A 13788-nucleotide genomic window follows, 5' to 3' on the forward strand; every position below is an offset into this window, starting at 1 on the left:
CGTAAAGTAAAAACTGTACGGACTACATTTAGTGTATTCTCTTTTTTCCTCCTATTTCCTCTTGAATCCTCGTTGAACAATGCTCTTTACTTTCCAAGATGAAACAGATAGATTAATACATGAGGATTTTTTATGATTAGGATGTGAATTTTGTTGAATGCGAAGGACCAGCTTGAAAAAGTTAGAGAAAGGGTCATCGAATCGATTGCACAAAATATGAACCTATACGGGATTGCGCCTTCTATTGGAAGATTATATGGAATGATGTTTTTTCATCATGAGCCGTTGACTTTAGATGAGATGAAAGATGAGCTTGGGATGAGCAAAACCAGTATGAGTACTTCTGTTCGGACTTTATTAGAATTAAAAATGGTAGATAAAGTATGGAAAAAAGGGGTACGTAAAGATCTATATACAGTAGAAGGAGATTGGTATCAGAATTTCATCGATTTATTTTCCGTAAAATGGAGAAGCGCGATTTCCATGAATACAAATACAATCTCAAAATCCATTAAAGAACTTCGGAATATGTTAGAACAAGAAGAAATAGACATGAAAATGAAGGATATAATTAAAAGTGATATTGAAAAATTAGAATATACGTTGGAATATTATGAATGGCTAAATCGTTTAGTTGATACATTTGAAAGTCACGAGATTTTCAAATTTGTACCAAAGAAACAACAAAAGTAGATTCAACTTTTGTTGTTTCTTTTTTTTGCGGATATTAGCATGAACTAATAAAATTTTTCATACGTTTAAAGGGTGAATCCATTGTCGGAGGTTTTGTTTATGAAACATTCAATCAGTAATTCAGATTTATTTGCCAATAGTAAAAAAAAGGACACGGAAGAAATGAATCAATTTTTAGAGAAAAATAAAGAACATGTTTTTGAACTGATACATCTAGTAAAGCATTTGCAAGAATATAATCTTCTTACCATCGTAAATGAATCCATTTTAAAGCATTCCAATGAATTACATAGAATCAATGATAAAAAGTTGGAACAATTAATAAATGGAATCAAAAAAGGTATGGAGGAGGGAGCTAATAACAGGGATACTGCCAAAGATATTAATGCATTTCAATTAATGAAGTATATGAAGGATCCTGATATAAATCGTGCGATAAATTATCTAGTCCATTTTTTAAAAGGAATGGGTAGAACGCTGGAATAAAAGCGGAGCGGTGCCATTTTTGTTTTTTAAAAATTATAGTTAACTATAATTTTTATTATGTAAACTTAAATAAAAAAGCTGTTTTTGTAGAAAGTACTATTAAGAGCAAAAATCTTGCCCTCACACCATAAATATTTATACTTGATGTAGAAAAGAGGAGGTAATATAGATGAAGGCAATTGTTATTGAACAATATGGCGGTAAGGATCAATTAAAAGAAATGGATGTTCCAATTCCTGAAATAAATGATCATCAAGTTTTGGTGGAAATGAAAGCTACTTCAATTAATCCAATTGATTGGAAATTAAGAGAAGGATATTTAAAACAAATGCTGCCTTTTGAATTTCCAATTATTCTAGGATGGGATGCAGCGGGAGTTATTAAAAAAGTAGGAAAAAATGTAAAGGGATTTCAAGTTGGAGATGCCATTTTTTCTCGTCCGGCAACAACTCGCTATGGAACATATGCAGAGTTGACGGCAATTGATGAGGATCTTTTAGCAAAAAAGCCAGAAAACATCAGTTATGAAGAAGCAGCTTCTATTCCATTAGCAGGGCTAACCGCATGGCAAGCTCTTTTCGATTTTGCACAACTGCAAAAAGGCGAAAAAGTGCTTATACACGCAGGAGCTGGGGGAGTTGGAAGTTTAGCGATTCAGCTTGCAAAGCAAAAAGGTGCTTATGTCGCAACGACAGCAAGTGAAAAGAATCATGCCTTTTTAAAAGAACTTGGTGCAGATGAAGTGATTGATTATAAAACCGCTAATTTTGAAGAAGTTTTACATGATTATGATGTTGTCTTTGATACAATGGGCGGTGAAATCCAAGCCAAAAGCTATCAAGTGCTTAAAAAAGGCGGAAGATTAGTATCAATTGTAAATGCGCCTGATCAAGATCAAGCAGCTGAATACGGTGTAAAAGCCAGCCATGTTTGGCTTGAACCAAATGGTAAGCAATTAGAGCAGCTAGCTTCATTACTACAAGAGGGAAAACTAAAAGCAATTGTAGGACATGTATTGCCTTTTTCTGAACAAGGATTAAAAGAAGCACATGCACTTAGTGAGAGTCATCATGCAAAAGGAAAAATTGTAATTACTTTTGAATAAATAAGCATGGAGTATTCCTTTAAGTAGTTCCGATGGACGTGCAGAAAATCTAAAAACACAGCCAAAATAACATACTTTTTAGAATAGCTAACAAAAAGCTTGGGATAATCCCAGGCTTTTCCTCTGTTCTGTTCAATTAAAGCTGCTACGTTAGTTCAATATAATCTCCATTTTTCTACTCTTCGTTGTCATCCCAAGAGACCTATAAAATTCAATGGCAGATGTATTTTCCTCGGATACTCCCAATTCAATACTATCTACCTTGAGGCTTCTTCCAAAATCAAAAACGTATTTAGTCAGTTTTTTTCCAATACCTTTCTTTCTATGTGTTTCAATAACGCATAAACTCTTTATATATAATACTTTCCTTGCTTTAACAAAAGAATTTTCAGTTACTTCTTCTTCCTTTGTCACTACAACGCCAACTATATCATGGCCTAAGGTAGCCACAAAAATATGCTGTTTGTCATCAATCAATTGGCTTTCAAAAAACTCTTGTTCGACTGGAGTGGAATTCTCTTTGTACAAATCGGGTCTGATAAAAACGTGGTATTCATGAACCTGCCTAAATAAAGGCAACAGTGACTCGTAATCGCTTTGCTTAGCGTTTCTAATAAATATATCCATATTTTATCTACCCCCGATATTTGTTTTTAGATTGATATTTAGCACTTCTCACTCTTGCTCAAAATGCTTGATTAATCATTTTGCTCGTTAGTTGGAGAACTGAATTTTGAAAAATCTTTAACTCTATTTTACCAGATAATGCTATTTATCCTTTGATTTACTCGAAAGATCAAAATAGACCTATCAAGTAAGTAACAAGTAAAATATCACTTCCTTCACTCAATGACAATATTTTATTTTCAAGATGCTATTAAGGGCTTGTTTTATTATAAAATGTTCATATTTAACGATAATAGGTCAACTATTTACTTTACTCAAAAGATTACTAATCCATATTTTATTTATAATGGTTCTCCACAAAGATGGAACACCTAGAATTCTTTCTTCAGGCTTTTTTATTTCTATGGAAAAAGGAAATTGGCCCAATAAATCGAATAGATATAACAATACCACAATAACAAGGAGCAATCATCATGAAGAAAATAGGGATTATTTTTATTCAATTATTTATTCTTTGGGGGTTAAATGAAGCAGGGACACTGCTTGTAACACTTACTCATATTCCTTTGCCCGGAAATGTGGTCGGAATGGTGTTGTGCTTCTTCCTATTGATGACAGGAGTAATTAAAGTTCAGTGGATTGATGGGACGGCTTCCTTTTTGATACGTCATCTTTCCTTCTTTTTTATACCGATTTCAGTCGGTCTTATGACACTAGGGGGAATTTTTCTAAAAAAAGGCTTTGTGCTGATGTTCATATTGTGTGTAAGCGCCGTTATCGGCATATGCAGCTCAGGCTATTTATCTCAAAGATTAATGAGAAAAGAAGGAGAGAGAATACATGATCACCATCACAGCCTATAGCATCATTCTGACGATTTTCGTCTATCTATTCGCTTTACTAGTGGCTAAAAAATTTCCTTCACCGTTTACAACTCCAGTATTTTTAAGCACCTCCATTATCATTTTTGTACTTGTAGTCAACCATATTTCCTATGAGGAATACCAACCTGCAAAGACTATTATGACGTATTTACTTGGACCAGCTACCGTTGCGTTAGCTGTACCTCTATATAAAAACCGACATATTCTGTTTAAAAATTTTCTACCAGCGCTTGTTGGGGTTTTTACTGGTACATTATTTACTATAATAACTGCTATTTTGCTTGGGAAATTATTCAAGCTGTCAAACCTGATACTCACTTCTTTAAGTATTAAGTCCACCACCATACCGGTTGCATCCGAGATTTCAAAAATAATAGGAGGAGATCAACTATTAGTTGCTGCTTTTGTCATGATTACAGGAATGTTCGGCGCTATGTTCGGGTTAAAAATATTGAATGGAATAAAAGTATCGAACCCTTTTTCACGAGGATTATCATTAGGAACGATTTCGCATGGAATCGGGACTTCTGAAGCAGTGAAAGAGGGGGAACTGCAAGGAGCGGTTTCGGGTGTTGCCATGGGAATCTCAGCAATTATCACTTCTATTATTGTTCCCTTATTGATTCCATGGTTAATAAAATAATGTTGATATTATTTATGCCTCTTGAGCAGGTATTTTGGTCTATGGGTCGAAATGATTGAATATAACCATCTTAGAAACCTCCAAAATGAAATCCGTTATCTGAGCAGACCGTGCACACCTAGATTATTAGAGTTGATTTTAAACAAATGATGAGGGGGAATGTAAATATGATGGACACACCGCTACTATTGACCTCTATGATTGAACGTGCTGAGAAATATTTTCCTCAAAAAGAAGTTGTATCAAGAACATTATCCGGTATTCACAGATTTACTTACAAAGAAATTGGAGAAAGGACAAGAAGATTAGCTAGTGCATTAACCAAGATTGGTATGCAGAAAGGAGATAAAATAGGTACATTTGCATGGAACCATCACCGCCATTTAGAAGCTTATTTTGCTGTGCCTTGCAGCGGTGCTGTCCTTCATATGGTTAATATCCGTCTTTCATTAGATCACCTAACATATGTTATCAATCATGCGGAGGATAAAATATTACTCATCGATCCAGACCTATTACCCATTATTGAAAAAATTAAAGATCAATTAACAACGGTTGAAAGCTTTGTAATTATGTCCGATGAAACATTACTGCCGGAAACAACCCTAACGCCTGTTTATTCATATGAACAACTGTTAGAAGAGGGAGACCCGTCATTTTCATTTATTTCTGATATGGATGAGCGTACTCCTGCTGCAATGTGCTATACATCTGCCACAACTGGTAATCCTAAAGGAGTTGTATATACTCATAGGGGAATTGTCCTTCATAGTTTTGCTATTGGTCTTGCCGACACGCTTGGACTATGTGAAAGAGATGTTGCCATGCCAGTAGTGCCGATGTTTCATGTTAATGCATGGGGACTTCCTTTTGCTTCTGTATGGTACGGAACAAAGCAAGTATTGCCAGGTCCGGCTTTTACTCCAAAACTATTAGCCGAATTGATTGAACAAGAGAAAGTGACCATTACTGGAGGAGTTCCGACTATTTGGATTGGTCTATTAAAAGAGTTAGAGGAAAATCAGTATGATATAAGCAGCATTCGAGCCCTTATTTGTGGTGGAGCAGCATCACCAAAAGGATTGATTCGTGCGTTTGAGGAAAAATATCAGGTGCCATTTATCTCAGGTTATGGAATGACAGAAACAAGTCCAATTGTTAGTTTATCTACTTTAACAAGTGAAATGGACTCACTTTCTCTAGAAGAAAAAATAAATATACGGGCAAAAACGGGGTTAGTAGTTCCTGGATTAGATATTCGAGTTGTGAACGAAAATGGAGATGTTCCACGTAATGGAGTAACAATGGGTGAATTAATTGTCAGAGGTCCTTGGATTGCAAGCGAGTATTATAAGGATGATCGAACAAAGGAAGCATTTAAGGACGGTTGGCTATATACTGGCGATATTGCGGTTGTCGATGAGGACGGATATATTCGAATTACCGATCGGACAAAGGATTTGATTAAAAGCGGCGGAGAATGGATTTCTTCTGTTGCTATTGAAAATGCTCTGATGTCACATGATGCCGTATTTGAAGCAGCTGTAATTGCCATTCCACATCCAAAATGGCAAGAGAGACCGTTAGCATGTGTAGTTCTCCAAGAGGCCTATAAAAATCAAATCACTGAAGAAGAACTCAAAACCTTTTTAAAGGGGCAATTTTCCAAGTGGTGGGTGCCAGACAAGATTATTTTCCTAGAGGAAATTCCAAAAACATCTGTAGGGAAATTTCTCAAAAGGACATTAAGGGATCAATGGCAGCATTACTATACAAACGCTAAATAAAACTTGTTGTATAATGTATATAGTGAAAACCTTACGAAGTAGTGGTTGGGAAAGGAAACGATAGAACGAAAAAATGGCAGCAAAGAAAAAATCATACAAGAAGAAAAAGAGGAAACAATCTCCATTTATCATTTTACTAATACCAGTTACTGTTATTGCTCTCTATATTCTTATTAATCAACATGACGACAAGAGGGAGCCTTCTGGAAATTATAATAAAGATATCCCTGCTAAATTTATCCCGATTTATAAAGCGGCAGAAAAGAAATACGGGGTCCCATGGTATGTTTTGGCTGCCCATCATCGTGTGGAAACACGCTTTTCTAACATGAAAACAATGGTGTCGCCCGTGGGAGCAGAAGGACCAATGCAATTCATGCCTTGTACATTTGTAGGATGGAAACATCCTTCTTGCTCTGGATTAGGAAAAGGGAATATTCCAAAGAAGGAAAAAGAAAACCCTGCCGTCATTCGAAAATATGGGGGCTATGGCGTAGATGCCGATGGAGATGGAATAGCAGATCCATATAATATTTACGATGCTGTATTCAGCGCAGCGAATTACCTTGCACATAATGGTGCTGCTGATGGAAATTTAAAAAAAGCAGTATATTCATACAATCATAGTAATGAATATGTAAAAGAAGTACTACATTTTGTCAAAATGTACAAAAATGAATTTTAGTCCTTTTGGTGCTAGACACCATTCGTGGACAACTTCATAAACTGTCCTGTTAATTTATAGAGATATTAATCTAAGTGGACAGAGGGGCCGTTATCTATGGCAAAAGCGATTATTTCATGGGAGGGGAGGATACACATTCCGCTAATAGAGGCAAAAACAAGCACTTTTATAGGAATTCTCATGTAGTAAATGAACATGTTTCTCTCTATAAAAACATTGGTTTTCAAAGGAATAACGGATCGTGCGTCCGGCCAGTCAGTTGGTATGCACAATGAGAAAAATCCCCTTCGGAAGATCAATCTTCTAAAGGGGAATTCTCTTACATTTTTCAACTATTATTTTAAAACCCGAATTGTCTTTTCTTCTTTTTCTATTACATGTCCAATAATCGAAGCATCTTTAATACCTTTTTGCTGAAGATCTTCCACGTACAATAAGGCATCCGTTTCCTTCATGGCAACAAGCAATCCACCTGATGTAACAGCATCACATAAAATTAGCTGCTCCTCTAAAGACATAGATGGATCATATGAAATATCATCCGCCAACCATTGATGATTGGATTTAGAACCTCCGGGAACGACCCCATTCTTCGCTAGTTCATAGGTACCATCTAGAATAGGCACGTTATCATATTCAATGGTAAATGTAACGTCACTACCACCAGCCATTTCGCTTGCATGTCCTAATAAACCGAATCCTGTAACATCTGTAACCGCATGCGGTTCAAATTTTTGCAAACAATCTGCCGCTTCTTTATTTAACATTGCCATTACATCTGTTACTGTTTTCTCTTGTTCACCAGTTACAGAATTGCGCTTAATTCCGGTTGTCATGATGCCGACTCCAATTGGTTTTGTTAATACGAGAGCATCACCCGGTTTTGCCCCAACATTTTTCCATACTTTCTTTGGATGGACAATACCTGTGACAGATAGACCAAATTTAGGCTCCTGATCATCAATAGAGTGTCCGCCAATTGTTATGGCTCCCGCTTCATGAACTTTATCAGAAGCACCTCGTAGTATTTCTGCTAAAGTGTCCGCTCCAAGTTTCTTTATAGGATATCCAACAATATTTAAGGCTGTTTTCGGTGTTCCACCCATTGCAAACACATCACTTAAGGCATTTGCTGCCGCTATCTGTCCGAACATATATGGATCATCCACAATCGGAGTAAAATAATCTATCGTCTGTACTAATGCAATTTCATCTGTTAATTGATATACTCCTGCATCGTCCGATGTCTCATTTCCAACTATTAATTCAGGTACATTTTGTGGTTTTGGTAATTTACGCAAAACTTGCGCAAGGTCCTCGGGACCAATTTTGCAGCCTCAGCCAGCTTTAGTAGAAAGAGCTGTTAAGCGTAATTTTTCATGCTCACTCATCCATACCACCTCCAATACCTTAGTTTATCCTTTTTTACCTTAGCTGAAAACAAATTTGCAATAGGAATACAATCAATAATACAATGATATTAAGATTAACTTGGAGGAAAAGGTATGCTTGAAAAGGTTCGTTTAATACCACCTATACATGAACTGCAAAGAAATGATTTATTTCAGCAAATTTTGCATAAATATCATATTCCATATGAACAATTATCTATTATTTTAAAAAATGAAATTAATACCATTCGTCAATCCATTTTAAAAAATAATTGGGAAGGCAGTGAACCGGGAACAACAAAATTCATCAAAGAGTTGTTTAACAAAGTCGAAAAATCGTCAACTAAGCTTTTTACCTATTCCATAAAAAAGGTTATTAATGCTACCGGTACAATCTTACATACTAATGTGGGAAGGGCGCGATTAAGTGAAGAAGCTGCACAACATGTTATGGAAACTGCCCTTTCCTATACGAATCTCGAATATGATATTGAAAAAGGGATACGGGGATCAAGACACTCTCATGTGGAGGAATTGATAAAAAAACTGACAGGAGCAGAAGGTGCATTAGTCGTTAATAACAATGCAGCAGCTGTTTATTTTATTTTACATACATTCGCAAAAGAGAGGGAAGTCATTATCTCTAGAGGAGAACTTATTGAAATAGGAGGATCGTTTCGAGTTTCCGCAATTATGGAGGAGTCCGGAGCAAAACTTGTTGAGGTCGGGACTACGAATCGTACTCACTTAAAAGACTATGAAGACGCAATTGGTGATAAAACTTCTATCATCATGAAAGTTCATACAAGTAATTTTACAATCAAAGGATTTACTTCTTCCGTGGAAACAGATGTGCTTCGTCTTCTGAAACAAAATCATCCATCATTTCTATTATATGAGGACCTTGGCAGCGGTGCATTGATGGATTTACACCCTTTTGGAATTGGAAATGAACCTGTGGTAAGCGATAAATTAAAAGCTGGCGCCGACATCGTATCCTTTAGCGGAGACAAGTTACTTGGTGGACCACAAGCTGGCATTATTGCTGGAAAAAAAGATTATATTGACCAATTAAAAAAACATCAGCTTGCTCGTGTGCTCCGAGTTGACAAAATGACTTTAGCTGCACTGGAAGCGACTTTGCTGCATTACATGAATGGAGAGGCACTTTCTAAAATCCCTGCCTTGTATTCTATGACCATGGATGCAAAGACGATAAAAGCAAGAGAAGAAGCATTTAAAGAAAAGTTATCAAAAGCAAGAGCAGATCTTACTGTGACGATAAGGGAGGAAACAAGCCAAATAGGAGGGGGATCACTGCCGGATGTTGCCTTAAAAACATATGTTCTATGCATAAAACATAAAAATATCTCAGCTGAGGATCTCTCTGAACAATTGAGAACTGGGCAAACTTGCATTTTAACGAGAATTCAACAAGATGAAATAATAATGGATTTTAGAACCATTAAGGAAGAAGAAGAAAGCCTTCTTTTCGATGAATTAAAAAAGATACCAAGCAATTAAAGCTTTGGTAGATATTCCATAATAGATATAAAAAATCTTTCGCGAGAATTTATTTTAAACATTATGAGTTAGTTTCATTTCTGACTTAGCTTCAGCATCTATCGGCTAGCGGATTTCGCCGAATACTACGAAATCCGCTAGAAGCTTTTCTACTTACATATCATGATTCTGATTATGTTTTGCACGAGTATGGTTACGATTTTTTACCTTTTTGGAGCCGCTTAATGGTTCAGGTTGTCCATTGTCATGCCCCTTTTCGGCATTTTTGCGCATATCTTTACTATCATTTTTATTCGTCATCTAATATCCCTCCTGTTTTCTAGATTGTGCCGTCAACAATAATTTATACAGAATAAAAATTAATATATTGCACATTCTATTTCTGCAAGGATATAGGGAAGGGAAGAAGATATATGCCGTATCACAAAGATAAGCAACAAGCTTTTCAAGCAGCTCAGCAAGGTGCTAAGCAACTTCAGGATGTATACAATAATCTCGAAAAAGATAGTGCCAGTTACGGACAACAATTAAAACATTTAAGACAAGAAGTGAATGAAACCTATCAGCAAATTGAAAATGCGTTGGAAGTAGCAAGTGAAACACAAAGAGCACAGTTAGAGAAATTCAGGACGGATCTTCAACAAATTGTAAATGAAGTGAATGAAATTTAACCTAGGGTAAAGAAAAAACTCGCAAATTTGCGAGTTTTTTCTTTATAAATATCTTTATTGGTTTTTCTTCTTTTTCTTGTTGTTTTGCTTTTGTGCTGCTGTTAATGGTTCGTTAGAAAATTCCTCATTATAGCCTGTTCCCATCCCTTGTGCTTTTGCTGCATTTGCCCCGGGAATGATATGATTCGCTTTTCTTTTGCCCACTTAACTCACCTCTAAAATAAAATTTTTCTCATTCCACTCTAATAGGGAGTTTCACTTTATTTTTGCACCAAAACATCAAGATTAAACGGAAAAAATCTTTTACAAAATTTGATAAAAAATTGTTTTAGCACTGTGATAAGTAATACTTATGAAAAACAATAACATTCTTGTTATTTACTTATGTAATTTCTTGTATTAAGATGTTAATGTGCGAAAAGTAAGAGACTATCATTCGAGCTTTTCTTCCAAATATCGATTTAAGATGCATTTTGAAAAAGAAGGGGGAATCTCAGGTGGCTAAAAATGACGTATTTAACGCTCGCACTTCCTTTGAATTAGAAGGCAAACGTTACAACTTTTATCGTCTTGCAGCTCTTGAAGAAGCAGGTATAGCAAAAGTATCACGCTTACCTTATTCCGTAAAAGTATTATTAGAATCTGTTCTTCGCCAAGTAGATGGCCGTGTAATTACAAAAGAACATGTTGAAAATCTAGCAAAATGGGGATCTGAAGAAGTAAAAGATGCAGAAGTGCCATTCAAGCCTTCTCGTGTAATCTTACAAGACTTCACAGGTGTTCCTGCCGTAGTTGACCTTGCGTCTCTTCGTAAAGCGATGGCTGATTTAGGCGGAAATCCTGATAAAATTAACCCAGAAATTCCTGTAGATCTTGTTATTGACCACTCCGTACAAGTTGATAAATATGGTACTACTGATGCTTTAAAAGCAAATATGGATTTTGAATTTCAACGCAACGCTGAGCGCTATCAATTTTTAAGCTGGGCAACAAAAGCATTCGACAACTATCGTGCGGTTCCGCCAGCAACTGGTATCGTACACCAAGTTAACCTTGAATACTTAGCTAGTGTTGTTCATGCAATTGAAAATGCAGAAGGTGAATTTGAAACATTCCCTGACACATTAGTTGGTACTGACTCTCATACAACTATGATCAACGGTATCGGTGTTCTTGGATGGGGTGTTGGTGGTATTGAAGCAGAAGCTGGTATGCTCGGTCAACCTTCATACTTCCCAATTCCTGAAGTAATCGGAGTTAAATTAACTGGTGAAATGCCAAACGGTGCAACTGCTACTGACTTAGCGTTAAAAGTTACTCAAGTTTTACGCCAAAAAGGTGTTGTAGGTAAATTTGTTGAGTTCTTCGGTCCTGGTGTATCTACACTTCCACTTGCTGACCGTGCAACAATTGCTAATATGGCTCCTGAATATGGTGCAACTTGCGGTTTCTTCCCAGTTGATGCAGAATCTCTAGAATATCTTCGTCTAACTGGACGTCCAGAAGAGCATGTAAAACTAGTAGAAAAATATTTACAAGAAAACAATATGTTCTTTACTCCAGAAAACGAAGAACCAGTTTACACTGATATTGTGGAAATCAATCTTTCTGAAATCGAAGCAAATCTTTCTGGTCCAAAACGTCCACAAGATTTAATTCCTTTATCCAAAATGCAAAAAGCATTCCAAGATGCTTTAACTGCACCTGTTGGTAACCAAGGATTCGGTTTGAAAGATTCTGAAATCAATAAAGAAGCAGTTGTTAAATTTGATAATGGTGACGAAGCAACTATGAAAACTGGTGCAGTTGCCATTGCAGCTATCACAAGCTGTACAAATACTTCCAACCCTTATGTTATGCTTGGCGCTGGTTTAGTAGCGAAAAAAGCAGTTGAAAAGGGCTTAGAAGTGCCTAAATATGTAAAAACTTCATTGGCACCGGGATCTAAAGTTGTTACAGGGTACCTAAGAGACTCTGGTTTACAAACATACTTAGACAAGCTAGGATTCAACCTAGTTGGTTATGGATGTACAACTTGTATCGGTAACTCTGGTCCATTAAAAGACGAAATTGAAAAAACAGTTGCTGAAAATGACTTATTAGTAACTTCTGTTCTTTCTGGTAACCGTAACTTCGAAGGTCGTATTCATCCATTAGTAAAAGCTAATTACTTAGCTTCACCACCTCTTGTGGTTGCTTATGCTTTAGCTGGAACAGTTGATATTGACCTAGTTAACGATCCTATTGGAAAAGATAAAGATGGAAACGATGTTTACATGAAAGACATCTGGCCAACTACAGAAGAAGTAAATGCAGCAGTTAAAGAAACTGTAACACCAGAATTATTCCGTAAAGAATACGAAAATGTATTCAACGATAATAAACGCTGGAATGAAATTAAAACAAGTAATGATCCATTATATACTTGGGATGAAGAGTCAACTTATATCGCTAATCCACCATTCTTCGAAAATCTATCACCAGATCCAGAAGAAGTAAAACCACTTAATGGTTTACGTGTAATCGCGAAGTTTGGGGATTCTGTAACAACAGACCATATCTCACCAGCTGGTGCAATCGGAAAAGATACACCTGCAGGTAAATATTTACGTGAACGTGGAGTAGAACCTCGTGAATTTAACTCTTACGGTTCTCGTCGTGGTAACCACGAAGTTATGATGCGCGGTACATTTGCGAATATCCGTATTCGTAACCAAATCGCACCAGGAACAGAAGGTGGCTATGCTACTTACTGGCCAACTAACGAAGTAACATCTATTTATGATGCTTGTATGAAATATAAACAAGATGGAACTGGTTTAGTTGTTCTTGCTGGCAAAGATTACGGTATGGGATCTTCTCGTGACTGGGCAGCAAAAGGTACAAACCTTCTTGGTATCAAGACAGTTATCGCTGAAAGCTTCGAACGTATTCACCGTTCAAACCTTGTATTGATGGGTGTTCTTCCACTTCAATTCAAGAAAGGTGAAAATGCTGAAACTCTTGGCCTAACTGGTAAAGAAGTAATCGACGTACAAGTTGATGAAAATGTAAAACCACGTGACATCCTTAAAGTTACAGCTACTGATGAAGCTGGAAACAAAAAAGAATTTGAAGTATTAGTACGTTTCGACTCTGAAGTGGAAATTGACTACTACCGTCATGGCGGTATCCTTCAAATGGTATTACGTGATAAATTACAAGCGTAATAAAATTTTAAACACATCTCGTTTTTACGGGGTGTGTTTTTTTCTTCTTCTAAATAATATATATTTACATAAGATAACCTATA

Annotated in this window: 14 protein-coding genes; 10 read left to right on the forward strand and 4 right to left on the reverse strand. The window is 36.3% G+C overall.

Features of this window, described 5'->3' with window-relative positions; translation table 11 throughout:
* The first annotated feature begins 153 nt into the window (after positions 1-153).
* The 3 genes from CWO92_RS07745 to CWO92_RS07755 all read left to right on the forward strand — a co-directional run bounded on the left by CWO92_RS07745 (position 154) and on the right by CWO92_RS07755 (position 2284).
* Complete coding sequence (locus CWO92_RS07745; protein WP_101353805.1) at positions 154-693, forward strand: GbsR/MarR family transcriptional regulator; 540 nt, start codon at positions 154-156, stop codon at positions 691-693.
* Between the two features lie 99 nt (positions 694-792).
* The gene (locus CWO92_RS07750) at positions 793-1179 is read left to right on the forward strand and encodes a helical membrane plugin domain-containing protein (protein WP_101353642.1); all 387 of its coding nucleotides are present in this window, start codon (positions 793-795) and stop codon (positions 1177-1179) included.
* A gap of 169 nt (positions 1180-1348) precedes the next feature.
* Entirely contained in the window at positions 1349-2284 is a 936-nt protein-coding gene (locus CWO92_RS07755; RefSeq protein ID WP_101353643.1) for an NADP-dependent oxidoreductase, read from the forward strand.
* Between the two features lie 150 nt (positions 2285-2434).
* Here the strand turns inward: CWO92_RS07755 and CWO92_RS07760 are convergent, their stop codons facing one another.
* Positions 2435-2911, reverse strand: a complete 477-nt coding sequence (locus CWO92_RS07760) for a GNAT family N-acetyltransferase (protein WP_101353644.1) — start codon at positions 2909-2911, stop codon at positions 2435-2437.
* Between the two features lie 473 nt (positions 2912-3384).
* Between CWO92_RS07760 and CWO92_RS07765 the strand changes: the two genes are divergently transcribed.
* The 4 genes from CWO92_RS07765 (at position 3385) to CWO92_RS07780 (ending at position 6910) form a co-directional block, all read left to right on the forward strand.
* Entirely contained in the window at positions 3385-3774 is a 390-nt protein-coding gene (locus CWO92_RS07765) for a CidA/LrgA family protein (RefSeq protein WP_101353645.1), read from the forward strand.
* Positions 3752-4438 carry an LrgB family protein gene (locus CWO92_RS07770; protein WP_101353646.1) on the forward strand — a complete coding sequence of 229 codons (687 nt, stop codon included), beginning with the start codon at positions 3752-3754 and terminating at the stop codon, positions 4436-4438. The genes CWO92_RS07765 and CWO92_RS07770 overlap by 23 nt, the downstream gene beginning before the upstream one ends.
* A gap of 167 nt (positions 4439-4605) precedes the next feature.
* Complete coding sequence (locus tag CWO92_RS07775) at positions 4606-6225, forward strand: long-chain fatty acid--CoA ligase (RefSeq protein ID WP_101353647.1); 1620 nt, start codon at positions 4606-4608, stop codon at positions 6223-6225.
* Positions 6226-6298: 73 nt separating this feature from the next.
* Positions 6299-6910, forward strand: coding sequence for a lytic transglycosylase domain-containing protein (locus tag CWO92_RS07780; protein WP_101353648.1), 612 nt, complete (start codon positions 6299-6301; stop codon positions 6908-6910).
* Positions 6911-7245: 335 nt separating this feature from the next.
* Here the strand turns inward: CWO92_RS07780 and selD are convergent, their stop codons facing one another.
* Positions 7246-8301 (reverse strand): selenide, water dikinase SelD, encoded by a 1056-nt coding sequence (gene selD / locus CWO92_RS07785; RefSeq protein ID WP_101353649.1) that lies wholly within the window; start codon positions 8299-8301, stop codon positions 7246-7248.
* A gap of 114 nt (positions 8302-8415) precedes the next feature.
* On the opposite strand from selD, the gene selA reads away from it, so the two are divergent.
* The gene (gene selA, locus CWO92_RS07790) at positions 8416-9825 is read left to right on the forward strand and encodes an L-seryl-tRNA(Sec) selenium transferase (protein WP_101353650.1); all 1410 of its coding nucleotides are present in this window, start codon (positions 8416-8418) and stop codon (positions 9823-9825) included.
* Positions 9826-9978: 153 nt separating this feature from the next.
* Here selA and CWO92_RS07795 read toward each other — a convergent pair whose 3' ends face one another.
* Positions 9979-10125 (reverse strand): small acid-soluble spore protein P, encoded by a 147-nt coding sequence (locus CWO92_RS07795; protein WP_101353651.1) that lies wholly within the window; start codon positions 10123-10125, stop codon positions 9979-9981.
* Between the two features lie 113 nt (positions 10126-10238).
* Here CWO92_RS07795 and CWO92_RS07800 point away from each other — a divergent pair, with 113 nt between their 5' ends.
* Positions 10239-10496: a hypothetical protein gene (locus tag CWO92_RS07800; protein WP_101353652.1), complete on the forward strand. Its 258-nt coding sequence runs from the start codon at positions 10239-10241 to the stop codon at positions 10494-10496.
* Positions 10497-10550: 54 nt separating this feature from the next.
* Here the strand turns inward: CWO92_RS07800 and sspO are convergent, their stop codons facing one another.
* Entirely contained in the window at positions 10551-10700 is a 150-nt protein-coding gene (gene sspO / locus CWO92_RS07805; protein ID WP_101353653.1) for a small acid-soluble spore protein SspO, read from the reverse strand.
* Positions 10701-10993: 293 nt separating this feature from the next.
* Between sspO and acnA the strand changes: the two genes are divergently transcribed.
* The gene (gene acnA / locus CWO92_RS07810; protein ID WP_101353654.1) at positions 10994-13705 is read left to right on the forward strand and encodes an aconitate hydratase AcnA; all 2712 of its coding nucleotides are present in this window, start codon (positions 10994-10996) and stop codon (positions 13703-13705) included.
* The last annotated feature ends 83 nt before the right edge of the window (positions 13706-13788 follow it).

Source organism: Heyndrickxia camelliae, from assembly GCF_002844575.1.
Lineage (GTDB): Bacteria > Bacillota > Bacilli > Bacillales > Bacillaceae_C > Margalitia > Margalitia camelliae.

Excerpts from the sequence above, each read along its gene's own strand:
- CWO92_RS07750 (WP_101353642.1), top strand. The coding sequence starts at position 793 with ATGAAACATTCAATCAGTAATTCAGATTTATTTGCCAATAGTAAAAAA.
- CWO92_RS07755 (WP_101353643.1), top strand. The coding sequence starts at position 1,349 with ATGAAGGCAATTGTTATTGAACAATATGGCGGTAAGGATCAATTAAAA.
- CWO92_RS07760 (WP_101353644.1), bottom strand. The coding sequence starts at position 2,911 with ATGGATATATTTATTAGAAACGCTAAGCAAAGCGATTACGAGTCACTG.
- CWO92_RS07765 (WP_101353645.1), top strand. The coding sequence starts at position 3,385 with ATGAAGAAAATAGGGATTATTTTTATTCAATTATTTATTCTTTGGGGG.
- CWO92_RS07770 (WP_101353646.1), top strand. The coding sequence starts at position 3,752 with ATGATCACCATCACAGCCTATAGCATCATTCTGACGATTTTCGTCTAT.
- CWO92_RS07775 (WP_101353647.1), top strand. The coding sequence starts at position 4,606 with ATGATGGACACACCGCTACTATTGACCTCTATGATTGAACGTGCTGAG.
- CWO92_RS07780 (WP_101353648.1), top strand. The coding sequence starts at position 6,299 with ATGGCAGCAAAGAAAAAATCATACAAGAAGAAAAAGAGGAAACAATCT.
- selA (WP_101353650.1), top strand. The coding sequence starts at position 8,416 with ATGCTTGAAAAGGTTCGTTTAATACCACCTATACATGAACTGCAAAGA.
- CWO92_RS07795 (WP_101353651.1), bottom strand. The coding sequence starts at position 10,125 with ATGACGAATAAAAATGATAGTAAAGATATGCGCAAAAATGCCGAAAAG.
- CWO92_RS07800 (WP_101353652.1), top strand. The coding sequence starts at position 10,239 with ATGCCGTATCACAAAGATAAGCAACAAGCTTTTCAAGCAGCTCAGCAA.